The following is a 21,962-nucleotide window of genomic DNA, read 5'->3' on the forward strand; positions in this document are numbered from 1 at the left end:
AAGCGAATGTTAAATAAACGTAAACCGAAGAAACCTTTTTTGTTTCTAAAGTTTCCTAAGCTTACTTTTGCACAAAATTTAAATGAAGTGAGGGAGAAAATTTTAAATAGTGCTGCAGAGATGTTTCTATCCTATGGTTTCAAAAGCGTGACCATGGATGACATTGCGGAAAGTATCGGTATCTCTAAGAAAACCATTTATGCCCATTTTTCCACCAAGAATAAGCTGGTAGCAGCTGCAGGTTTACAGGTGATCCAGACGATGGGTTGCGGGATTGGCGCCATTCAGGATAAAAATCAGAATCCGATTAAGGAAAATTACGAGATCAAACATTATGTCGCGCAGAATTTAAAAGGAGAAAAGACCTCTCCTCATTTTCAGCTTCAGAAATATTACCCGAAAGTCTATGAGAGTCTTAAAGACAAGCAGTATGAACTTTTAGAAACCTGCATGCAGGATAATCTTAACCGCGGAATTGAAAGTGGTTATTATCGTAAAGATATTGATGTAGATTTTATTAGCCGTATACATTTTGTGGGTTTTATGGGGATCAAGGATACAGATCTCTTCGCTCCTGAAAAGTATTCGCAGCCGGCATTGATGGATCATTTTCTGGAATATCACCTGCGGGCAATCTGTACCACAAAAGGATTAAAAACTTTAGAAGATTTAATTGAGTTAAATGAAAAGTAGAATATCAATTTTAATTATGCTGGTCTTGAGCCTGCAAAGTTTCTCGCAGCAGGATACGATCCAGACCTATCAGTTTTCTCTTATGGAAGCTATAGAATTTGGACTGGAAAATAATTACCAGTCACAAATAGCTCAAAAGGATGTGGAAATGGCTCTTCAGCAAAAATGGGAGATTATCGCCCAGGGTTTGCCGCAAATCAGTGCTGGAATAGATTACCAGAACTTCCTGAAACAACCGGTTACCTTGCTTCCGGCAAGTGCTTTTGATAATACGCAAAGCACAGTGAACATCGTCGAGCAATATTTCGATAATGTGAACAGGAATGATGTTCCTGTAAATTCTCCGGAAGGATTTATCCCGGTGCAGTTTGGAACTCAGCAAAGCGTAAACGCTACAGCAACCTGGAACCAGTTAATTTTCGATGGCTCCTATATAGTAGGAATTCAATCTGTAAAAACGCTGCTTCAAATTTCCAAAAATGCCAAGACCAAAACAGATCTTGAGATCAAGAAAGGTATTATCAATGCCTACGGAAATGTTTTACTGGCGGAAGAAAGTGTTGAGATCTTTGAGAAAAATCTCGAAAATGTTGAGAAGAATTTTAATGATACCCAAAAGATATTCGAAAACGGTCTAACAGAACAGGAGGATGTGGAGCAATTGGAAATCACCAAGCTGAACCTTGAAAATGATCTCGCCAGAAGCCGTAGAATGCTGGATATCGCCTACGATATGCTAAACATAAGCCTTGGAATTCCGGTAGAGAAAAATGTAGTAGCGACCGATGATCTAAATGAACTGGCGCTTAAATATTTTGATCTTTCATTATTATCTGAGACAATTCCGGTGGAAGAAAATATCGATTATCGTATCGCTAAAAATACAGCAGAAGCCGCAGAGATCCAGGTAAAACTTCAGCAGGCGAAAGCGCTTCCTACTTTAAGTGCCTTTGTGAATTACGGCTACCAGGGCTTTAGTGATGAGTTTACTTTCCTTAATGGCAACCAGGAGTATTTTGGACAGTCCATTTTAGGAGTGAGTTTAAACATACCAATTTTCAGCAGCGGAATGCGAAGTGCGAAAACTCAGCAGCGAAAACTTGAGTATGAGCAGGCAATGCTTGATCTGGAACAAACCGAAAGCCAGGTAAAAAGTGATATCAATAGTGCTAAAAGTGAATATCAATTTAGCCTAGATAATTATAAGAACGCTACTAAAAATCTCGAACTATCTGAAAGAATCGAAAACAAGAACCAGATCAAGTTCTTCGAAGGGATCGCCAGTAGTTTCGAGCTTAGTGAAGCGCAACGACAGTTATATACTGCACAGCAAAATTATTTACAAGCGATGTTACAGGTGATCACTGCTAAAGTGGAACTGGAAAACCTGTTAGACACCCGTACTTATACATCAGACAATTAGAAACAACTTCAGATAGAAACAACTTCAGAAAATGAGAAAACTAGTATATATTTTATCGTTCAGTACTTTGCTAGCTGCCTGTGGTGGTGGTTCAGAAAAATCTACGGAAGAAATCCTGGAAAGCAATGATATAGAAACTATTCAGAAGAAAAGAGATGAGCTTACCGCTCAACAATCTGAGCTGGAAACTGAAATTAAAAAACTTAATTCCAGACTGAAGGAGATCAACCCAGAGAGAAATATTCCTCTGGTAACTTCCTTTGCTGTGGAAGCTGAACATTTCGATCATTTCCTTGAATTACAGGGAAGCGTGGAGACAAGAAAAAATGTGGTTTTGAACGCTGAAATGGGCGGAATTCTACAGAAAATCTATGTAGAAGAAGGGCAGAAAGTTTCAAAAGGACAGACTCTGGCGAAGATAGATGATGGTGGATTGAGTCAGCAACTCGCACAAATGGAAATTCAGCTAGACCTTGCCAAGACTACTTTTGAAAGACAGAAGCGTCTCTGGGAGCAGCAAATTGGTAGCGAAATTGAATATTTACAGGCAAAATCCAATTATGAAGGACAGGTAAACGCTGTTAAGCAAATGAAGAGTCAGCTTTCAAAATCTGTTGTAAGCGCACCTTTTTCAGGAACTATCGATGAGATTATTACCGAGCAGGGAAATGTGGTTTCACCCGGCCAGACGCAAATTCTAAGGATCGTAAATCTTGACGATATGTATATCAAGACAGATGTGCCAGAGAACTATATTACCAACGTAACCCAGGGAAAGCCGGTAGAAGTGACCTTCCCGGTACTTGGAAAAACTGTGGATACCAAGGTAAAGCAAGTAGGTAGTTATATTAATCCTAATAACCGAACTTTTACTGCCGAGATCGATGTGCCAAACAAGGAGAAAGAGATCAAACCAAACCTTACGGCAAGAGTAAAGATCAACGATTACACCAGTGAAAATGCCATTCTGGTCCCACAAAACATTCTTTCTGAAAATGCTGATGGAGAACAATATTTATATGTTTTAGATGAGGTGGAAGGTGAAAAAGCAGTCGCTAAAAGAGTAATCGTTAAAACCGGAAAATCTCAGGGAGATTCTATTGAAGTATTGGAAGGCCTGAAAAATGGTGACCTGATCATCGAAGATGGTGCACGTAGTGTGAAAGAGGGACAAACCGTCAAAATCATGAATTACTAAGCAGTTATGGCGAAAGAAAAAAACAATCTGGACAAGGAGTTTGCGCTCTCGTCCTGGGCAATAAAGAACAAAACCACCATCTACGTGGCGATGGCTCTTATTCTGTTCTTCGGGATATCGGCTTATTTTAGTATGCCGCGGGAAAGTTTTCCTGAAGTAAAAGAAACGAAGATCTACGTTAGCTCGATATATCCCGGTAATACTGCGGAAGATATAGAGAAGTTGCTTACAAATCCTCTGGAAGATAAGTTAAAGACGGTGAGTAATGTCGTGGAAATCACCTCAACTTCACAGGAAGATTATTCTATGATCGTTATAGAATTCGACGAGGGAATTGCTGTGGAGCTTGCAAAGCAAAAGGTAAAAGATGAAATAGATTCTGAAACTTCAGGCGAAGACTGGCCAACCTTTAATGGCGCCAAGGTAGAACCCAATGTCTTCGAATTGAGTCTTTCAGAAGAAATTCCAATCCTGAATATTAATATTTCCGGAGATTACCCTGTAATGAAGCTGAAGGAGTTTGGAGAATACTTACAGGATGAGATCGAAAATCTACCTGAAATTAAGAAAGTAGATATTCGTGGAGCTCAGGATAAAGAAATTGAAGTAGCTGTAGATATCTATAAAATGATGGCTTCTTCCGTTAGTTTCAACGATATTACCAGTGCTATTTCGAACGGAAATATGACCATGAGTGCGGGTAATTACGTAACCAGCGGACAGCGAAGAACCATCAGAATCCTTGGTGAAATCGAAGAACCTACAGAATTGAACAATTTCGTTGTTAAGTCTGAAGATGGTGATGATGTCTACCTGAAGGATATTGCTGATATTACTTTTCAGGAAAAGGAAAAGACCACCTATGCTCGTGAGTTTGGTGAGCAGGTGGTAATGCTGGATGTAAAAAAGCGTTCAGGAAAGAATATGGTTGCAGCTGCAGAGCAGATCGAGCTTATTGTTGAAAAAGCAAAAGCTGAAGTATTTCCAACGAACCTGAATGTAAGTATTACTAATGATCAATCTTCAAAGACTATTGGTCAGGTTGATGACCTTGTAAACAATATCATTTTCGGGATCATCCTGGTTGTGACGGTGCTAATGTTCTTCTTAGGATTTAAAAATGCACTCTTCGTTGGTTTTGCGATTCCTATGTCTATGTTCATGTCTTTAATGATTCTGAACCAGTTGGGATACACCATGAATACCATGATCCTTTTTGGATTGATCATGGGACTTGGAATGCTTGTGGATAACGGGATTGTGGTAGTCGAGAATGTCTACCGACTCATGGACGAGGAAGGAATGAGCCGGGTGGATGCAGCGAAAGAAGGTATTGGTGAAATTGCATTTCCTATTATTATCTCTACAGCAACTACGGTTGCCGCCTTTATTCCGCTGGGATTATGGCCGGGACTAATGGGACAGTTCATGATCTATTTCCCCATAACACTATCGGTCGTACTAGGATCTTCACTGGTAGTAGCAATATTTTTCAATTCGGTTCTGGTTTCCCAATTCATGAAAACAGAGGATAAAAATATGCCTTTGAAAACCATCATCAGGGTTTCTCTAATCATTGCGGGAATTGGTCTGCTCATATTTTTATTTGGTGGAGAATATGCTGCGCTTGGTTCATTGATGATCTTTACCGCGATCATGGTATGGATCTACAGGTTGTTTCTTCGGAAGATGGCTAATAAATTTCAAAAAAGTTCTTTGGTGAAACTGGAGAACTGGTACGAAAGACGCCTTACAGCTTCGTTTAAAAACAAACGTCCTTACTGGATCGTTGGAGCTACCTTTTTGATGTTGATCATCGCTTTTGTAGGTTTTGGTGCTTCACTGGGATCACAAAGAACCAAGGTTGAATTCTTTCCTGATAACAAGCCTAACCAGATCATCGTATATATCGAATATCCTGAAGGTACCGATATTAAAAAAACCAACGCGATCACGAAAGAGATCGAGGAAAGGGTTTACAAAGTACTCAACAGTGATGAGTATATGGACGACGGCTATAATTATATGGTAGAAAGTGCCGTATCCCAGGTGGGTGAAGGTGCCGGGAATCCACAAACCGATGGAGGATCAGCGGCAGAAATGCCACATAAAGGTAAGATCACAGCCTCCATGATGGAATACAAATACCGTCGTGGAAAAGACAGTGAGGTTTTAAGGCAAAAGGTTCAGGAATCTCTGGACGGAGTTTACCCGGGAGTTTTGATTTCCGTAGAAAAAGATCAGAATGGTCCTCCGGCCGGTCCTCCTATTAATATTGAACTGGAAGGTGAAGATTATGATCAATTGATCGCGACTGCAGAGCAAATGCGTGAATACATTAACACAAAGAACATTCCTGCAATAGACGAGTTGAAGATTGATGTAAACAAAGATAAACCATCGATGGTCGTTGAAGTTGACCGGGAAAAAGCTGGTGAACTAGGGGTAAGTGCCGGACAGGTTGGACAACAACTTAGAAATTCCATTTTTGGAACAAAAGCTGGCGTTTACAAAGAAGGTGGTGAAGATTACGATATTTATGTAAGATTCGACGAGGATTCCAGATATGATAATAGCGCCTTGTTCAACCAAACGATCACTTTCAGAAATAATAAGGGTCAATTAAGAGAAATACCCGTTTCTGCAGTAACAACGAAAAGTAATAAATCTGGGTTTAGTGCGATTAAGCACAGGGATACCAGAAGAGTTGTTACGATCTATTCTGTTCTATCTCCAGGATATACAGATGCTGGTGCAGCCGTTGCGCAAATCCAGAATGAAATGCGCAATTTTGATGGCGTCCCAGATGAGATCAAGGTAGATTATACCGGACAGATAGAAGAGCAAAACAAACAACAGGCGTTTCTTGTGGGTGCATTCTTCAGCGGACTAGGACTTATATTCCTGATCCTGATCTTCCAGTTTAACTCTATCTCGAAACCATTGATCATTATGATCGCTATTTTCCTGAGTTTTATTGGAGTATTTGGAGGAATTGTAATTAGCGGTTCAGCATTTGTAATCATGATGACGATGATGGGAATTATTTCTCTCGCTGGTATCGTGGTGAACAACGGGGTGGTACTGCTCGATTACGCGCAGCTCCTCATAGACAGGAAGAAACTGCGTCTTGGAATACCAGAATCTGAATACCTCCCTCAGGACGAACTTTTGAAAACGATCATTAGATCTGGAAAAGCACGTTTAAGACCAGTATTGCTTACGGCGATCACCACCATTCTTGGTTTGATTCCGCTGGCAATCGGGCTTAACCTTGACTTTTTCAGTTTATTCAGTGAGTTTGATGCGAATATCTACTTTGGTGGAGATAACGTGATATTCTGGGGACCTCTGGCCTGGACAGTGATCTACGGTTTGATCGTAGCGACCTTCCTTACTCTTATTATTGTTCCATTGTTATTCTATATCGCGATAAGGATCAAAATGTGGGTTCATTCGAAAAGAAGCTCTTCGGAAAAAGTTGAAACTTCAAACAGGATCGAAACTACGAACTAGGTAAGTTCATACCAATGCAAAAAAACCCGAAGCTTTCGCTTCGGGTTTTTTTATTCGTACTGAATATTATTAGTCATTACTAACAAGGGAGCTTTCGCTTTTCCAGCTATTAACACTAGCAATTACGCTATCTTTATAGTCCACTTCAGTAAGTTTATCTTCAGTCCAGAAGAACCATTTTCCATCTTTCTGGCCATTTTCGTAATTGGCGATGGCTGTCTTCTCACCGTCTTTGTTGTAAGAAATCCATTCTCCGTGGAGTCTGCCGTCCTTGTACGTACCTTCCTGTTTAATATTTCCATCTTCATAATAAAATGTTCCTTTAATTAATTCACCCTGCTTCTCAAAAGCGGGTTTTGGATCATTATCCTGCGCCATTGCAACGGTTCCTGTTGCCAGAACTGCTGCTACTAAAATATTCTTCAAAGTCTTCATTTCTCTTTCGGTATTAACGTTTACATCACAAATATAGCGAAAATTTACCTTATAGTTGCATTTACGTAACATTAAGTTAACATTGGAGTTTTATTTATCTGTTATACAATGTTTTATATAAATCACCAAAGTTAATAATAGGCAACTTTAAATGAATTTAGATGCAGAAAAGATTCAGTAAAACTGTTTAACTTCTTACTTTTGTGCCCATTCAAAATTTAAAGAATTCATGTACAGAAGTCATACCTGCGGCGAACTTAATGCCGAACATATAGGAAATACAGCAACCCTTTCTGGATGGGTACAAAAAATAAGAAACAAAGGTTTTATGATTTGGGTGGATCTTCGTGATCGCTATGGTCTTACGCAATTGATTTTTGATGAAGAGCGCTCTTCCGAAGAATTGATGAAACAAGCAGGAAACCTGGCTCGTGAATTCGTGATCCAGGTAACCGGGGAAGTGATCGAGCGAGAAGCGAAAAACCCTAACATACCTACTGGTGAAATTGAATTACTGGTACAGGATTTCAAAATTTTGAATACTTCTAAAACACCACCTTTTACTATTGAAGATGAGACCGATGGTGGTGAAGATCTTAGAATGAAATATCGCTATCTGGATATTCGTAGAAAACCAGTTCAGAATAAATTAATGTTTCGCCACCAGGTGGGAATGAAAGTAAGAAACTATCTTTCTAATGCTGGCTTTATTGAAGTGGAAACTCCATACCTTATTAAATCCACTCCTGAAGGTGCCCGTGATTTTGTGGTACCTAGCCGAATGAATGAAGGTCAGTTTTACGCACTTCCACAATCACCTCAAACTTTTAAGCAGTTGCTTATGGTAGGCGGGATGGATAAGTATTTCCAGATCGTAAAATGTTTTCGTGATGAAGATCTAAGAGCAGATCGTCAACCCGAATTCACACAGATTGATTGCGAAATGGCATTTGTGGAACAGGAAGATATCCTGAATATTTTTGAAGGTTTAACCAGGCATTTGCTGAAGGAAATTCGCAACGTAGAAGTGAACGAATTCCCAAGAATGACCTATGCAGACGCTATGCGCAAATATGGGAATGATAAACCAGACATTCGTTTTGGGATGGAATTTGCCGAGCTTGATGATGTCGCTAAGAATAAAGGTTTCAATGTTTTTGATCAACAGGAGTTAGTTGTTGGTATCGCAGTTCCGGGCGCGGCTTCTTTTACCCGTAAAGAGATCGATAAGCTCATATCATGGGTGAAAAGACCTCAAATTGGTGCCACTGGATTGGTTTGGGCAAAATATAATGAAGATGGAAGTTTAAAATCTTCAGTAGATAAATTTTACTCTCAGGAAGACTTGAAAGCCTGGGCGGAAGCTTCTTCAGCTAAACCCGGGGATCTTATTCTTGTGATGGCAGGTGATGCTGATAAAACAAGAAGCCAGTTAAGCGCATTAAGAATGCATCTTGGTAATGAAATGGGACTTAGAAAATCTGAGGAATTTGCTCCTTTATGGGTAGTAGATTTCCCTCTTCTTGAGTGGGATGAGGAGACTGAAAGGTTCCATGCCATGCACCATCCATTTACAAGTCCGAAGAAAGAAGATTTCGCACTACTTGAAACAGACCCTGGGAAGGTTCGTGCCAACGCGTATGATCTTGTACTTAATGGAAATGAGATTGGTGGTGGTTCCATCAGGATCCACGATAAGGAAACACAATCGCAGATGTTCAAGTATCTTGGATTCACTCCGGAGGAAGCTGAAGAGCAATTTGGTTTTCTTATGGATGCCTTCCAGTATGGAGCGCCTCCACACGGCGGGATCGCTTTTGGTTTCGACCGACTGGTAGCCATACTGGGCGGACAGGAAAGCATCAGAGATTATATTGCATTTCCAAAGAATAACTCTGGAAGAGATGTAATGATCGACGCTCCGGCGAAACTCGACGAACAGCAACTTACAGATTTACACTTGCAGTTGAAATCATAAAAATTTAATCCCGCTTATTGCGGGATTTTTTATCTTCATCCGGTAATTCACTAGCGGTGGCAAATATTAGCAAAACCTTATTGCACAGGTTCCTAACCTGGAAATCCAAGAATCTTTCTCATCGACAGTTCCTCATGTTCCTGAGCGCGGTCATTGGATTTGTCGCCGGGCTCTTTGCGGTGATGATCAAAAACCTCACGCACCTTATCCAGAGTTTGCTGGAAGGAGAATTTGTAGCCAATTACCACGATGCATTCTACTTTATTTTTCCGGTGCTTGGTCTTTTGATCGTGTACCTCATCATTAAATTTGTACTGCGACAAAAGGTTGGACATGGAATTCCAACTACTTTATATGCCATATCCCGTAAGAAGGGAATTATGAAAAGATTCCAGATGTACGCGTCACTAATTACCGCACCTATTACGGTTGGTTTTGGAGGATCGGTTGGACTGGAAGGACCTACCGTGGCGACCGGTGCTTCTCTGGGCTCTAACATTTCGCGTATATTTTTGATGAACCAGGCATCCCGGACCTTACTTATTGGATGCGCCGCTGCAGGTGCAATGTCCAGTATCTTTAAGGCTCCAATTGCTGCGATCATTTTCGCTGTGGAAGTTTTCAGCCTCGATTTAACGCTGGCCTCCCTCCTGCCGTTGCTTATTGCTTCGGTATCTGCCATACTTACCTCCTATTTTTTCTTCGGAAGTCAGATTATTTTACCATTTACTCTAGAAGATCAATTTACAATTTCTGAAGTACCTTACTATTTGGTTCTGGGAGTCGTGGCTGCAGCATTTTCAGTTTACTTTTCACGTATCTATTTTGGCACTACCAAACTTCTGGCAAAGATAACCTCGCCGTTTGTACGGCTTATATTTGCCGGATTGGGACTGGGAGTTCTTATTTATTTTATACCTCCATTATATGGTGAAGGCTATAATGTCATCAACAACCTTTTACAGGAAAATTATCTGGAAGCCCTGGGAACAAATCTATTCAACGCTTACCTTGAGAATATCTGGGTGGTCATCATTTTGCTTGCAGGTCTGGTGATCTTTAAGATCATCGCATCAGCATTGACCTTTAGTGCCGGCGGTGTTGGAGGGATCTTTGCACCAGTAATGTTCATGGGAAGTGCAATGGGACACTGTTTCGCATTAGTCGTGAACAATCTTGGCATCTTCAGGAATGAGATCTCAGTAAGTAATTTTACATTGGTAGGAATGGCCGGACTTATGGCCGGAGTCCTGCACGCACCACTTACCGCTATTTTTCTTATTGCTGAACTTACCCATGGGTACGAACTTTTTATTCCGCTTATGATCACTGCGGCTATTTCCTATCTAATCACTACTAAGTTTGAACCTCACTCTGTGTATACCATGGAGCTGGCAAGGCGTGGTGACCTGTTAACGCATGACAAGGATCAGACGGTTTTGACCCTAATGAATATTAGTCGGGTAGTAGAAAAGAATTTTATCGCCCTGGAAATTGATATGAACCTGGGAGATGTGATCCATGACGGAGTGATGAAATCCTCACGCAATATTTTTCCTGTTATTGATGAAAATCAGAATTTTATGGGTATTATATTATTAGACGATATTAGATCTATCATGTTCAATGAAAAATTATATGATGAAGTCAAGGTGCAGGAGATCATGCAACAGGCTCCGGAAATTATAGACATTGAACATGACCGAATGAAGGAGATCATGCGAAAGTTTCAGGAAAGTAATGCCTGGAACTTACCTGTTGTTCGCGAAGGAAAATATATCGGATTTATATCCAAATCAAAATTGCTAACTGCCTACAGGCAGAAATTAATTGAAGTTACTGTATAGTATGAAGATATTTATGAGATTACTGGTGATAGCTATTCTAATAGCCGTAGGTGTAGGATTCTATTTCAGGTTAAATGATGATACACTTACCGGCGACAGGATCATAGGAATTGCTGTGCTGGCCAGTGCCTTCATTCTAATGCCAATTTTCCTTGTGGTGAGATGGAGAGGAAAGAAATTAGAGGACTACACACTTTCTGAAAAGAACATGAAAAAAATGCGGGATAAGGGAATTGACCGACTATAAAAGTTACAAAAATCCCAAAAAATTCTGATTTCCAGTAGATTCTAAAAATTTTACTGTTATGTTTGTTCTTTATTAATTATCATTATTATGCAAGGCACAGTAAAATTTTTCAATGAATCTAAAGGTTATGGGTTCATTACAAACGACGACACCAAAAGAGACATTTTCGTACACATTACTGGTTTGAATGGTGAAACTATTCAGGAAGGTGATCGAGTAGAATACGAAGAAACTGAAGGGAAAAAAGGAGTTAACGCAACAGATGTTCGCATCGTTGAGTAATTTTCCAATCAAAAAAGTAAAAAGCCGCTGTAAAGCGGCTTTTGTTATTTAATGTGTTTGCTCTGTAGTTTGTCCTACCCCTTTTAGCATGGTTTCAGTCATCTTATCAAGATCGAATTCGTGATCCCATCCCCAATCCTGTCTCGCCGATGAATCATCAATACTTGAAGGCCATGACGCGGCAATAGCCTGTCTGAAATCTGGATCGTAAGAAATTTTAAAATCCGGTAAATGTTTACTAATGTTTGCTGCTAATATTTCAGGCGTAAAACTTATCGCAGCAAGATTATAAGATGATCTTACTTTAATAGCTTCCGAAGGAGCCTGCATAATTTCCACCGTTGCTTTGATCGCATCATCCATATACATCATTGGTAATGCTGCATCCTTATCCAGAAAACTAGTATAGGCATTCTGCTTTAAGGCTTCATGGAAGATCTCAATCGCATAATCTGTAGTTCCACCACCTGGAAGGGTTTTATAACTAATGATACCAGGATACCTGATACTTCTAACGTCTACGCCAAATTTTTTGTTGTAATACTCACACCAGCGTTCCCCGGTTTGCTTACTAATTCCATAAACCGTGGTAGGTTCCATCGCAGTAATTTGCGGAGTATTGTCCTTTGGGGTAGTTGGTCCAAAAACAGCAATACTGGACGGCCAAAAGATCTTATCGATCAAACCTTCCTTGGCCATATCAAGAATATGGAAAAGTGAATTCATATTAAGATCCCAGGCCTTCTTAGGAGCTTTTTCTGCAGTGGCGCTAAGCATTGCAGCCATCAGGTAAACTTCCTTGATGTTATAGGTCTCTATGATCTGTCTTATATGAACCTCATCTGTGGCATTCAGGATCTCAAATGGACCTGATTGCATCAACTCATCTACTCCTTCACGAATATCACTGGCAACCACCTGGTCATTCCCGTGAATCTCTCTCAATTTCAGCGTAAGTTCGGTTCCAATCTGTCCGCAAGCACCGATAATCAATATCTTTTCGGCCATACATTAAATTTTGTGCAAATATATTTAATTATACAGAGGATTTCGCAATCTTAGCTTTTTCTTGACGCTATTCGCTATGGATTCTGTAATTCAAAATCGGTTGCTTCATTCATAGAATTATGGATAACTTTGTTCATTCAATTATCACTTATGAAATTCCCTCTATTCGTTATCATATTGCTTTGTTTATTATCCTGCAAATCTGAAGCAGAAGATACCCAGAATGGCAACGATTCGAAAGACAGTGTATCCTATGATAAGAAGATAGAAATAGATACCCGAGGTTTTGATCTTGAACCGGAAGCAAAGAAATATGCTTCCAACTGGCTGGAATTTATCACTGCTCAAAATGAAGTGAAGAAACTGGAAAATACTACGACTCGTAAGGTCATGAATAATGCAACCGCGATTTCCCAGATCATGAATTCACTTAGCATTTCCCTGCCTGATAGTCTTAGAGCAGTGCCTGTGGAAGCTAGACTGAATGTCCTCAAGACCAAAGCGCACCTGTTGGAGCAATACTCAAAGAAACAGCAGCCAGATGTAAAGGATATTGATCGTACAGCTAAAGAGATCTATTTGGAATTCAATAATCTTAAACTTCAGATGAATGAATTATTTCTGAAAACTCTCGAGGATTTTGAGAAGGAGCTGGATGAATTTGAAAGAATGGAAAGAGAAATGGATTCAACAGCAATTGAAGATACCGTTGAAAATGTAGTATCTTAAAACAAATATTCGACCAATGAAAAATTCAGCTTTAAAATTTCTATTCGTTTTCGCATTTCTCACCGTGTTGCCATTGCATGCACAGGTAAAGGATTCAGAAAAAAATAAGACAGCGATCAGGGAAAGAGTAAGTGAAACGCTGGACAGCTGGCATCTTGCGGCCGCTAATACTGAATTTGAAACATACTTTGGTCTAATGACTAATGACGCGGTATTCATTGGGACCGATGCTACAGAAAACTGGACGGCGGAAGAATTCAAAAAGTTCGCTAAACCATATTTTGATTCAGGGAAAGCATGGAATTTCACTTCGATCGAAAGAAATATCTATATACACCAGAACTCAAAAATCGCCTGGTTTGATGAACTTCTGGATACCCAAATGGGAATTTGCAGGGGTTCTGGAGTGCTTGCTAAAGAAGATGGCAAATGGAAGATTCATCATTACGTACTTTCCATCGCAGTGCCTAACGAAAATGTAGATGAACTTACCAGTTTAAAATCCCAATTCGATAAGAATCTAATTTCAGAATTGAAAAACAAATAGTTCCATTCAGTTTAAATATAAATCCACATCACCCTTAATTATTAATATTCAGCCGGTTGTTCTCAATTCGGCGAGGCTGAATTATGGATTATTTTGACCGTTTTGCTACATTAGCCGTATTATTTTATAATTCTTAACTAGAACAATGAAAAGAATAAACAGAATTTTGTTTTTATCTGTTCTCAGCGCAGGGATGTTTACCGCCTGTAATGATGACGAAAAAAGAACTGAGCAAAAAGATGATGAGATCCATGGTATCAACCTTGCTTACATGGATACAACTACAACTGCTAAAGAAGATTTCTTTCGCTATGTAAATGGTCGCTGGCTGGATAGCACAGAGATTCCTGGAGACAGAACCCGCTGGGGAAGTTTCGACGAATTAAGACAAAGAACCGATGAGGATGCACTTGGACTTCTGGAAAAAACAGCTTCAAGTGATAGTCTTGATGCTTCAACAGATCAGGCAAAAGCTGTATATCTTTACAAGAGTATCATGGACACTGTGGCTAGAAATGAGCAGGGAATAGAGCCGGTAAAACCTTACCTGGCCAAGATCGATTCTATCCAGAACAAAGAAGATCTTCAGGATTTCTTAGTTGAAATGAGTGAATACGGAAGTGCCGGATTCTTCAGCTTTGGTGTTGGTGCAGACAGCAAAAATTCTGATATGAACGCTGCTTACCTGAACCCATCTGGTCTGGGATTACCTGAAAGAGATTATTACCTTCAGAATGATTCAGATTCTAAGGAAACCCGAACAAAATACAAAGCTTACGTGGCAGATATGCTACAGTATCTTGACTATTCAGAAGAAGAAGCGAAAAATGCTGCTGAAACGATCCTGAAGTTTGAAACCAGACTTGCCGAGCCAAAGCTGGATAAAGTAGAACGTCGTGATGCCAGAAATACCTATAACCCAATGACCGTCGCTGAGTTGCAAAAGATGACTCCGGCCATGAACTGGAAGGCTTATTTTGATGGTATTGGCGCAAAAGAACTTGATACGATCATCGTTTCCCAGCCAAAATACATGAAAGCACTACAGCAGATCCTTGCTGAAAATTCTGTAGAAGACTGGAAAACCTATTTAAAGTGGGACCTTTTCAACGGAGCTGCAAGTGCTCTTACTACAGATCTTGAAACCGAATCGTGGGAATTTTACAGCAAAACACTTCAGGGAGCAAAAGAACAACGCCCTAGAAATGAAAGAGCTCTTAGTTCTATCAATGGAAATTTAGGTGAAGCTCTTGGAAAATTATATGTTGAGGAACATTTCCCGGCAGAAGCAAAGAAAAAAGCTCAGGAAATGGTGGACAACATCCTGAAGGCGTATGAAAATAGAATCAATAATCTTAGCTGGATGAGCGAGGATACCAAGAAGAAAGCGCTTGAAAAACTTAGTACTTTCAACGTGAAGATTGGATATCCTGATGAGTGGAAAGATTACGCAGATCTAGAAATCACCTCACCTGAAGAAGGAGGATCTTATTTCCAGAATATGCTGAACGCTCAAAAATGGAGAGTTGCAGAGAATATGGCAGATCTTGGACAGCCTGTTGATAAGGGTGAATGGTTCATGTCTCCGCAAACGGTGAATGCTTATTACAATCCGCGTTATAACGAGATCGTATTCCCGGCGGCAATTCTTCAGCCTCCATTCTACGATTACAAGGCAGATGCTGCGGTGAATTACGGCGGAATTGGCGCTGTAATTGGTCATGAAATCTCACACGGTTTTGATGATAGCGGTGCTAGATTTGATGCTGAAGGGAACCTTAATAACTGGTGGACAGAGAAAGATCTTGAAGAATTCGAAACCTTAGGAAATGACCTGGCGGAGCAGTACAGCGCTATTGAAGTATTGGACAGTGTCTACATTAATGGAAAATTCACCTTAGGAGAAAATATTGGTGATCTTGGAGGAGTGAACGCTGCTTATGATGGATTACAAATTCATCTGGAAAACAATGAAAACCCAGGTAAAATCGATGGATTTACTCCGGAACAAAGATTCTTCCTTTCCTGGGCTACCGTTTGGAGAACTAAAATGAGAGATGAAGCGATGAGAAACAGGATCAAAACCGACTCTCATTCTCCTGGAATGTACAGAGCTTATGTGCCACTACAGAATATCGATGCATGGTATGATGCATTTAGTATTGAAGAAGGTGATAAGATGTACGTAAAACCTGAAGATAGAGTAAGAATCTGGTAACAGCTTCTAAGATTTATTTCACTAAAAAAGCCGGTCTTTCGACCGGCTTTTTTTTTGTTTTCCTGACTAATAAGAAGCCTCTAGAAATGTAGAAAGGCATCAGTAATATGTTCAATGTCGTAGTTAGATCCAGATTTTGTAATCGCAATGATATCGAACCTAATCTCCAGATCTGTATTTTGCTTTTCGGAATAGTGGTTGATTGCTTCCACAAGTAATTTGATCTGTGCAGGTTTTACAAAGTCTTCAGGATTTCCAAAATAGACAGAGCTTCGGGATTTTACTTCCACTGCTATTAAAGTATCAGCTTCTCTGGCAATGATATCTACTTCGGCTTTACGGTATCTGAAATTACGTTCCAGGATCTCGTAATTATTTTTCAGAAGAAACTGTACTGCCAACTCCTCCCCTTTCTTGCCCAGATCATTATGAGTAGCCATTCGTAAACCTAGTTCACCTCATTCATCAACATCACAGATCCTACCTGAAGTTCAAGAGCATCGATCTCTTCTTCACTTGCTTTTACGATCTTATCACCATAGAATTTATTGGGAATATCCTTATCGGTATTCAGAAAAACACCAATTCCGGACTTCGCAAGTTTACCACCATTCCAGTCTACAGCACCACTATAATCCCATCCAAAACCGTAAAAAGACACTGGTTTGCCATTTAACTTATTCAGTTCATCCAGGCTCATTCCAACCTTAATTCCATCAGCCGTGGTCCATCTACCTTCTCCAGAATAATTGATAGAAGTCACCTTTTTCTTCTCTTCAGTTTGCCAGGTGATCAAAACCTCGTCTTCAGTTTCAGGAAATAGAATACTATAAGGTTTAGTCTCGGTTCCTTCCTCAAATTCATCCACTCCTTCTTCCATATTGGATTGTGGGTAATTTCGCGAAATATCTTCCGAAGACATTCGGCTTAAATTTTCAAGACTGTAAATATCTTTAGAGCCAGTTACAGCTTTATTACTATTACAGGAAACTATGGCCAGCAGACCAACAACGGCTAAAATTTTACGCATTTGATGTTTTTTGTAGTAAAAGTATACAGATAAGCTCCACACGGTTCCGCTTTTACAAGAATTTAACGCGTATTCGAACGTCTTTGCTTAACTTTACCGCTCTTAAAAATTTACTTATTCTAATGAGCAAAAATCCTCAGAGATTTACGATCACAGCGGCTTTACCTTATACGAACGGGCCTATTCATATTGGACACCTTGCAGGCGTTTATGTACCTGCAGAAATTTATTCCAGGTTTTTACGAATGCAGGGACATGATGTAGCATTTGTTTGTGGAAGTGATGAGCACGGTGTGCCAATTACGATCAAGGCCAAGAAAGAAGGTGTGAGTCCGCAGGATGTAGTAGACAAGTACAATGCGATCATCAAAACCTCTTTTGAAGACTTCGGAATTACTTTCGATAACTATTCCAGGACGTCAGGTGATGTTCATCATAAAACAGCTTCAGACTTTTTTAAGAAGATGTATGAGGATGGTAAATTTATTGAAGAATCTACCGAGCAATTATATGATGTCGAGGCTAACCAGTTTCTAGCCGATAGATTTGTTACTGGAACCTGCCCAAAATGTGGGAATGAAGATGCGTATGGAGACCAGTGTGAAAACTGCGGAACTTCATTAAATGCTACAGATCTTATTAATCCGAAATCTGCCATTACCGGCGCCGTTCCAACTTTAAAAGAAACTAAACACTGGTTTTTACCTTTGGACCAATATGAAGATTTTCTAAAGGAATGGATCCTGAAAGGACACAAAGCCGATTGGAAAAGCAACGTTTACGGTCAGGTAAAATCCTGGATCGACGATGGTCTTAGAGCCCGTGCGGTAACCAGAGATCTTGACTGGGGAATCCCGGTTCCTGTGGAAGGTGGCGAAGGCAAAGTTCTGTATGTATGGTTCGATGCTCCTATTGGTTATATTTCCTCCACCAAAGAATGGGCAGAGCGAGAAGGAAAAGACTGGGAACCATACTGGAAAGACGAAAACACCAAACTGGTTCATTTCATCGGGAAGGATAATATAGTTTTTCACTGTATCATTTTCCCAACGATGTTGAAAGCTCATGGTGATTATATTTTACCAGAAAATGTACCGGCAAATGAATTTCTGAATCTTGAGGGTAAAAAACTATCAACTTCAAAGAACTGGGCGGTATGGTTACATGAATACCTGCAGGATTTTCCAGATCAACAGGATGTTCTGCGTTATGTGTTGACTGCAAATGCCCCGGAAACAAAAGACAACGATTTTACCTGGAAAGATTTTCAGGCAAGAAACAATAATGAGCTGGTGGCTATCTTCGGAAACTTTATTAACCGCGTGGTGGTTTTAACCAACAAATACTACGATGGAATAATTCCGCAGCCGGGAGATTATACTGAAGTGGATGAACAGACCATTGCTGAATTGAAAGCATATCCATCAGTAATCGCAAGTTCGATTGAAAAATACCGTTTTCGTGAAGCTCAGGGCGAATTGATGAATCTGGCCAGGCTTGGAAATAAATACCTGGCTGATGAAGAACCATGGAAACAAATTAAAACTGATGAAGATCGAGTAAAAACGATCATGTACGTGGCACTTCAAATTGCCAGCGCACTCAGTATTATCAGTGAACCTTTCCTCCCTTTCACTTCCGCAAAACTAAAGCGAATGCTGAATCAAACTGGAGAGAATACTTCCACTACCCCAGACTGGGATATTATTGGTACCCGGGAAGCACTAATTCCTGCAGGTCATCAAATTGGAAAAGCGGAACTACTTTTCAGTAAAATCGAAGATGAACAAATGGAGCAACAATTGGAAAAATTAAAAGCTACCAAAGCAGCGAACGAAATGGAAAATCAGAAAGCTGAACCGCAAAAAGAGATTGCTACTTTTGAGGATTTCACTAAAATGGATCTGCGTGTTGGAACTATTATAGAAGCTGAAAAGATGGCCAAAACCAAGAAGCTGATGATTCTTAAAGTTGATACTGGAATTGACCAGAGAACGGTGGTTTCCGGTATTGCTGAACATTTTAAAGCAGAAGATATTATCGGTAAAAAAGTAACTGTGCTGATAAATCTTGCTCCCAGAAAATTACGCGGAGTAGAAAGCGAAGGAATGATCCTGATGACCGAAAACAAAGAAGGAAAACTTGTTTTTGTAAATCCCGATGAGGATAATGTTTCTAACGGAATCACGATAAATTAAAAACTCAAATCGCCTGGAATTAACTTTTCAGGCTTTTTTATGCTCAAAATTGCCTTTCATCCCATTTATAAACATCCACTTCCGGAAGGTCACAGGTTTCCTATGGAAAAATATGATCTGCTTCCAAAGCAATTATTGCATGAAGGCACCTGCGAGGATGAGAATTTTTTTCAGCCAGACCTCATAGATGAGAGTTTGATCTTAAGAGCCCATACTGCAGCCTATGTTGATAAATTGAAGAACCTGGATCTTAGTAAAAAAGAAATTAGAGTTTCAGGCTTCCCACTTTCACAGGAACTTGTGGATAGAGAACAGATTATTGCCCAGGGAACAATCGATGCCTGCAAATATGCACTTGAATATGGCGTTTCCGTGAATATAGCCGGTGGAACTCACCATGCTTTTTCAGATAGAGCTGAAGCATTCTGTTTATTGAACGATCAGGCTATCGCCGCCCGATATCTACAAGATCAAAACCTGGCTCAAAAAATTCTGATCGTAGACCTGGACGTACATCAGGGAAATGGTACGGCTGAGATCTTTCAAAATGATGATTCTGTATTTACATTTTCGATGCATGGAAAGGGAAACTATCCATTTAGAAAAGAAACCTCTGACCTGGACATCGAAATCGAGGATGGCATGGGTGATAAGGCTTACCTCAGGCAGCTAAAAGAAGTTCTTCCAGAACTTATAGAAAGAACACAACCCGATTTTATTTTCTACCTCTGTGGCGTTGATATTTTGGCAACCGACAAGCTTGGCCGACTCTCCTGTACTATAAAAGGATGTAAAGAACGCGACAGGTTCGTATTACAAACCTGCCACGATCTTCAGATTCCTGTAGAGTGCAGCATGGGAGGTGGTTATTCAAAAGAGATCAAATATATCATCGAAGCTCACGCCAACACTTATAGAGCTGCCCAGCAGATCTATTTTTAAAAACTACTGATTACTTACCGAGTAGTAAGAGCTCCTGGCAAACGACTTCAGTTACATATCTTTTAATACCATCTTTGTCCTCATAACTTCTACTGGTTAGTTTTCCTTCGATTCCAATCTCTTTCCCTTTCGGAACGTAATTTTCTACCAGTTCAGCAGTTTTGCCCCATGCAACGATATTGTGCCATTGTGTATCAGTTATTTTCTCGCCTTTTGAATTCTTATAACTTTCATTGGTGGCTACCGAAAATTTGGCTAATTTCTTTCCAGATTCAAGGTTTACGATTTCAGGCTCATTCCCTACATGTCCGATCAATTGTACTGTGTTTCTTAAAGTGCTCATAACTAAAGATTTTATTGCAGTTGAAAATCATTCGTTCATTTCAACAGGACAAAGATGTTGTCAAAGGCAAATACTAATCGGTCGTAAAGCACTTGTAGTTGTTTACTTTCGTTTGTAAGCATTTGAAAACGTATAAAATCTTTATTTTCATGAGAAGATTCTTCATATTATTCTTTTTATTTCAACTCTCTCCAAGTGGATTTTCTCAGGCAGCAATAAATGATACTATTTTCTACCCTAATAAAAGTTGGTATAATTCTAATAGATTAAAGAAAATAAGTCTCACGGATACTGAGTTAAAATTCAAAGAGATTAAAAGACTAGTTGATGAAATTCATCAAGAAGATTCACTTCCTTATTTCGAGATAAGAGATAAAAAATTAATAAGAAAAGTTATTCCATTAAGGTATGACTGGGGGGCTTTTTAAGGAACGTAATTTTTTAAATATTACTGAAGATTCTATTATAATCGGTAAGAATTATTCAATTGCTAAACTATATGATCAGCTACATGAACACTATTTTAATAATGGCAAAATTCCAAATCATTCTCAAAGTACACGGAAAGCTACAATAAAGATTTTAATAGATAGTAGCCGAACCGCTAGCTATTTAGAGAAACATATAATTAGGATAAGTGGGGAATTTGATAAATTAAATCATAAACATTCAGATTCATTACAGTTAAAATTAATATTAGATTATCCCAATAGATTTCCTCCTCCACCTCCACCGCCAAAAGAAATTCAGCATTAAACATAGATAATACACAAAAGATATAAATATTAAGGATTTAGCGGCAATTAACAGCCATTGGCAGCTGTCAATAACTAAATATTCAAATACTCTGTCCGAGTGTCAATAAATTGTTATCAGGATCTAAAAGGGCAAATTCTTTTTGTCCCCAGTTTTTAGTTTCTAATTTTCCGGCTGGATGTATAGGTATTTTTTTGTCTATTAATGATTTATACAATTTTTCAATATTATCAGTTCTAATATATACCTGTCCGTAATTCTTATTTGGATTAAGTGCTTTAAATTCAAAAAAATGAATTTGTATCTTATCCATTTGAAGCATTAAGTAACCATCATAGTCATTTTCGCCAAATTCTTTGAATCCCAATTTGAGATAATATTCTCTTGTTGAATTTTTATCACGCATTGGTAATTTAGGATTAATCTCGTTTAGCATATATTTAATTTTATTAAAGATAATTTCTTTTTCGGTAGAGTCAGATCATAGATTTCTTAGCTAGATTTTTTTTCAGGCTGCTGCTAGCAATGCCGATAAAACAGGTTCCATGAAATGGAATATAAGCTTCGATGTA

At 39.3% G+C, this 21,962-nt stretch carries 21 protein-coding genes; 15 read left to right on the forward strand and 6 right to left on the reverse strand.

Translation table 11 applies throughout. The annotated features are described in order from the left end of the window. Window positions 1–6 precede the first annotated feature (6 nt). Genes ACSHZO_RS06645 through ACSHZO_RS06660 form a run of 4 tightly spaced genes read left to right on the forward strand, consistent with a single transcriptional unit; the run spans window position 7 to window position 6,830 of the window. Window positions 7–693, forward strand: coding sequence for a TetR/AcrR family transcriptional regulator (locus ACSHZO_RS06645; RefSeq protein ID WP_366877921.1), 687 nt, complete (start codon window positions 7–9; stop codon window positions 691–693). Continuing rightward, window positions 683–2,116, forward strand: a complete 1,434-nt coding sequence (locus tag ACSHZO_RS06650; RefSeq protein WP_298246757.1) for a TolC family protein — start codon at window positions 683–685, stop codon at window positions 2,114–2,116. The genes ACSHZO_RS06645 and ACSHZO_RS06650 overlap by 11 nt, the downstream gene beginning before the upstream one ends. Before the next feature lie 31 nt (window positions 2,117–2,147). Further along, on the forward strand, window positions 2,148–3,314 hold the full coding sequence (locus ACSHZO_RS06655; protein WP_298246758.1) for an efflux RND transporter periplasmic adaptor subunit: 1,167 nt from the start codon (window positions 2,148–2,150) through the stop codon (window positions 3,312–3,314). Between the two features lie 6 nt (window positions 3,315–3,320). Further along, window positions 3,321–6,830, forward strand: a complete 3,510-nt coding sequence (locus tag ACSHZO_RS06660; RefSeq protein WP_298246759.1) for an efflux RND transporter permease subunit — start codon at window positions 3,321–3,323, stop codon at window positions 6,828–6,830. Window positions 6,831–6,899: 69 nt separating this feature from the next. On the opposite strand, the gene ACSHZO_RS06665 is transcribed toward ACSHZO_RS06660, so the two are convergent. Next, window positions 6,900–7,265: a toxin-antitoxin system YwqK family antitoxin gene (locus ACSHZO_RS06665; protein WP_295178986.1), complete on the reverse strand. Its 366-nt coding sequence runs from the start codon at window positions 7,263–7,265 to the stop codon at window positions 6,900–6,902. Between the two features lie 229 nt (window positions 7,266–7,494). Between ACSHZO_RS06665 and aspS the strand changes: the two genes are divergently transcribed. From aspS to ACSHZO_RS06685, 4 genes are all read left to right on the forward strand, one after another. After that, window positions 7,495–9,243, forward strand: a complete 1,749-nt coding sequence (gene aspS / locus ACSHZO_RS06670; protein WP_298246760.1) for an aspartate--tRNA ligase — start codon at window positions 7,495–7,497, stop codon at window positions 9,241–9,243. A 56-nt stretch (window positions 9,244–9,299) separates the two neighbouring features. Then, entirely contained in the window at window positions 9,300–11,090 is a 1,791-nt protein-coding gene (locus ACSHZO_RS06675) for a chloride channel protein (protein ID WP_295178984.1), read from the forward strand. A 1-nt stretch (window position 11,091) separates the two neighbouring features. Further along, the gene (locus tag ACSHZO_RS06680) at window positions 11,092–11,337 is read left to right on the forward strand and encodes a hypothetical protein (protein ID WP_298246761.1); all 246 of its coding nucleotides are present in this window, start codon (window positions 11,092–11,094) and stop codon (window positions 11,335–11,337) included. Window positions 11,338–11,424: 87 nt separating this feature from the next. Further along, window positions 11,425–11,619: a cold-shock protein gene (locus ACSHZO_RS06685; RefSeq protein ID WP_141876598.1), complete on the forward strand. Its 195-nt coding sequence runs from the start codon at window positions 11,425–11,427 to the stop codon at window positions 11,617–11,619. 48 nt (window positions 11,620–11,667) lie between these two features. Here the strand turns inward: ACSHZO_RS06685 and ACSHZO_RS06690 are convergent, their stop codons facing one another. Further along, complete coding sequence (locus ACSHZO_RS06690; protein ID WP_298246762.1) at window positions 11,668–12,627, reverse strand: NAD-dependent epimerase/dehydratase family protein; 960 nt, start codon at window positions 12,625–12,627, stop codon at window positions 11,668–11,670. A gap of 150 nt (window positions 12,628–12,777) precedes the next feature. Here ACSHZO_RS06690 and ACSHZO_RS06695 point away from each other — a divergent pair, with 150 nt between their 5' ends. From ACSHZO_RS06695 to ACSHZO_RS06705, 3 genes are all read left to right on the forward strand, one after another. Further along, window positions 12,778–13,356, forward strand: coding sequence for a hypothetical protein (locus tag ACSHZO_RS06695; RefSeq protein WP_298246763.1), 579 nt, complete (start codon window positions 12,778–12,780; stop codon window positions 13,354–13,356). Between the two features lie 16 nt (window positions 13,357–13,372). Next, window positions 13,373–13,903, forward strand: coding sequence for a nuclear transport factor 2 family protein (locus ACSHZO_RS06700; RefSeq protein ID WP_298246764.1), 531 nt, complete (start codon window positions 13,373–13,375; stop codon window positions 13,901–13,903). 145 nt (window positions 13,904–14,048) lie between these two features. Continuing rightward, window positions 14,049–16,121, forward strand: a complete 2,073-nt coding sequence (locus ACSHZO_RS06705) for a M13 family metallopeptidase (protein ID WP_298246765.1) — start codon at window positions 14,049–14,051, stop codon at window positions 16,119–16,121. A gap of 80 nt (window positions 16,122–16,201) precedes the next feature. Here the strand turns inward: ACSHZO_RS06705 and ACSHZO_RS06710 are convergent, their stop codons facing one another. Next, entirely contained in the window at window positions 16,202–16,561 is a 360-nt protein-coding gene (locus ACSHZO_RS06710; RefSeq protein ID WP_298246766.1) for a YraN family protein, read from the reverse strand. Window positions 16,562–16,569: 8 nt separating this feature from the next. Continuing rightward, window positions 16,570–17,151 (reverse strand): hypothetical protein, encoded by a 582-nt coding sequence (locus ACSHZO_RS06715; protein WP_298246767.1) that lies wholly within the window; start codon window positions 17,149–17,151, stop codon window positions 16,570–16,572. A 122-nt stretch (window positions 17,152–17,273) separates the two neighbouring features. On the opposite strand from ACSHZO_RS06715, the gene metG reads away from it, so the two are divergent. Then, window positions 17,274–19,349: a methionine--tRNA ligase gene (gene metG / locus ACSHZO_RS06720; RefSeq protein ID WP_298246768.1), complete on the forward strand. Its 2,076-nt coding sequence runs from the start codon at window positions 17,274–17,276 to the stop codon at window positions 19,347–19,349. Between the two features lie 39 nt (window positions 19,350–19,388). Then, window positions 19,389–20,291, forward strand: coding sequence for a histone deacetylase family protein (locus ACSHZO_RS06725; RefSeq protein WP_298246769.1), 903 nt, complete (start codon window positions 19,389–19,391; stop codon window positions 20,289–20,291). A 10-nt stretch (window positions 20,292–20,301) separates the two neighbouring features. Here ACSHZO_RS06725 and ACSHZO_RS06730 read toward each other — a convergent pair whose 3' ends face one another. After that, on the reverse strand, window positions 20,302–20,634 hold the full coding sequence (locus tag ACSHZO_RS06730; protein WP_141876589.1) for a single-stranded DNA-binding protein: 333 nt from the start codon (window positions 20,632–20,634) through the stop codon (window positions 20,302–20,304). Between the two features lie 149 nt (window positions 20,635–20,783). Here ACSHZO_RS06730 and ACSHZO_RS06735 point away from each other — a divergent pair, with 149 nt between their 5' ends. Together ACSHZO_RS06735 and ACSHZO_RS06740 are read left to right on the forward strand one after the other, a co-directional pair. Beyond that, a complete protein-coding gene (locus ACSHZO_RS06735; protein WP_298246770.1) occupies window positions 20,784–21,062 on the forward strand; it encodes a hypothetical protein in 279 nt (92 codons plus the stop codon). Then, window positions 21,043–21,390, forward strand: coding sequence for a hypothetical protein (locus ACSHZO_RS06740; RefSeq protein ID WP_298246771.1), 348 nt, complete (start codon window positions 21,043–21,045; stop codon window positions 21,388–21,390). The genes ACSHZO_RS06735 and ACSHZO_RS06740 overlap by 20 nt, the downstream gene beginning before the upstream one ends. 82 nt (window positions 21,391–21,472) lie before the next feature. On the opposite strand, the gene ACSHZO_RS06745 is transcribed toward ACSHZO_RS06740, so the two are convergent. Beyond that, on the reverse strand, window positions 21,473–21,826 hold the full coding sequence (locus tag ACSHZO_RS06745; protein ID WP_298246772.1) for a bleomycin resistance protein: 354 nt from the start codon (window positions 21,824–21,826) through the stop codon (window positions 21,473–21,475). Window positions 21,827–21,962 lie beyond the last annotated feature (136 nt).

This window comes from Christiangramia sp. 3-2217-3z, assembly GCF_051195275.1.
Taxonomy (GTDB): domain Bacteria; phylum Bacteroidota; class Bacteroidia; order Flavobacteriales; family Flavobacteriaceae; genus Christiangramia; species Christiangramia marina.

Bases quoted from the DNA above. Each gene is read 5' to 3' on its own strand.
- ACSHZO_RS06695 (WP_298246763.1), top strand. From the start codon at position 12,778: ATGAAATTCCCTCTATTCGTTATCATATTGCTTTGTTTATTATCCTGC.
- ACSHZO_RS06710 (WP_298246766.1), bottom strand. From the start codon at position 16,561: ATGGCTACTCATAATGATCTGGGCAAGAAAGGGGAGGAGTTGGCAGTA.
- ACSHZO_RS06705 (WP_298246765.1), top strand. From the start codon at position 14,049: ATGAAAAGAATAAACAGAATTTTGTTTTTATCTGTTCTCAGCGCAGGG.
- ACSHZO_RS06735 (WP_298246770.1), top strand. From the start codon at position 20,784: ATGAGAAGATTCTTCATATTATTCTTTTTATTTCAACTCTCTCCAAGT.
- ACSHZO_RS06655 (WP_298246758.1), top strand. From the start codon at position 2,148: ATGAGAAAACTAGTATATATTTTATCGTTCAGTACTTTGCTAGCTGCC.
- ACSHZO_RS06665 (WP_295178986.1), bottom strand. From the start codon at position 7,265: ATGAAGACTTTGAAGAATATTTTAGTAGCAGCAGTTCTGGCAACAGGA.
- ACSHZO_RS06685 (WP_141876598.1), top strand. From the start codon at position 11,425: ATGCAAGGCACAGTAAAATTTTTCAATGAATCTAAAGGTTATGGGTTC.
- ACSHZO_RS06690 (WP_298246762.1), bottom strand. From the start codon at position 12,627: ATGGCCGAAAAGATATTGATTATCGGTGCTTGCGGACAGATTGGAACC.
- ACSHZO_RS06740 (WP_298246771.1), top strand. From the start codon at position 21,043: ATGACTGGGGGGCTTTTTAAGGAACGTAATTTTTTAAATATTACTGAA.
- ACSHZO_RS06645 (WP_366877921.1), top strand. From the start codon at position 7: ATGTTAAATAAACGTAAACCGAAGAAACCTTTTTTGTTTCTAAAGTTT.
- ACSHZO_RS06730 (WP_141876589.1), bottom strand. From the start codon at position 20,634: ATGAGCACTTTAAGAAACACAGTACAATTGATCGGACATGTAGGGAAT.
- ACSHZO_RS06725 (WP_298246769.1), top strand. From the start codon at position 19,389: ATGCTCAAAATTGCCTTTCATCCCATTTATAAACATCCACTTCCGGAA.
- ACSHZO_RS06745 (WP_298246772.1), bottom strand. From the start codon at position 21,826: ATGCTAAACGAGATTAATCCTAAATTACCAATGCGTGATAAAAATTCA.
- ACSHZO_RS06700 (WP_298246764.1), top strand. From the start codon at position 13,373: ATGAAAAATTCAGCTTTAAAATTTCTATTCGTTTTCGCATTTCTCACC.
- ACSHZO_RS06660 (WP_298246759.1), top strand. From the start codon at position 3,321: ATGGCGAAAGAAAAAAACAATCTGGACAAGGAGTTTGCGCTCTCGTCC.
- ACSHZO_RS06715 (WP_298246767.1), bottom strand. From the start codon at position 17,151: ATGCGTAAAATTTTAGCCGTTGTTGGTCTGCTGGCCATAGTTTCCTGT.
- ACSHZO_RS06650 (WP_298246757.1), top strand. From the start codon at position 683: ATGAAAAGTAGAATATCAATTTTAATTATGCTGGTCTTGAGCCTGCAA.
- metG (WP_298246768.1), top strand. From the start codon at position 17,274: ATGAGCAAAAATCCTCAGAGATTTACGATCACAGCGGCTTTACCTTAT.
- aspS (WP_298246760.1), top strand. From the start codon at position 7,495: ATGTACAGAAGTCATACCTGCGGCGAACTTAATGCCGAACATATAGGA.
- ACSHZO_RS06680 (WP_298246761.1), top strand. From the start codon at position 11,092: ATGAAGATATTTATGAGATTACTGGTGATAGCTATTCTAATAGCCGTA.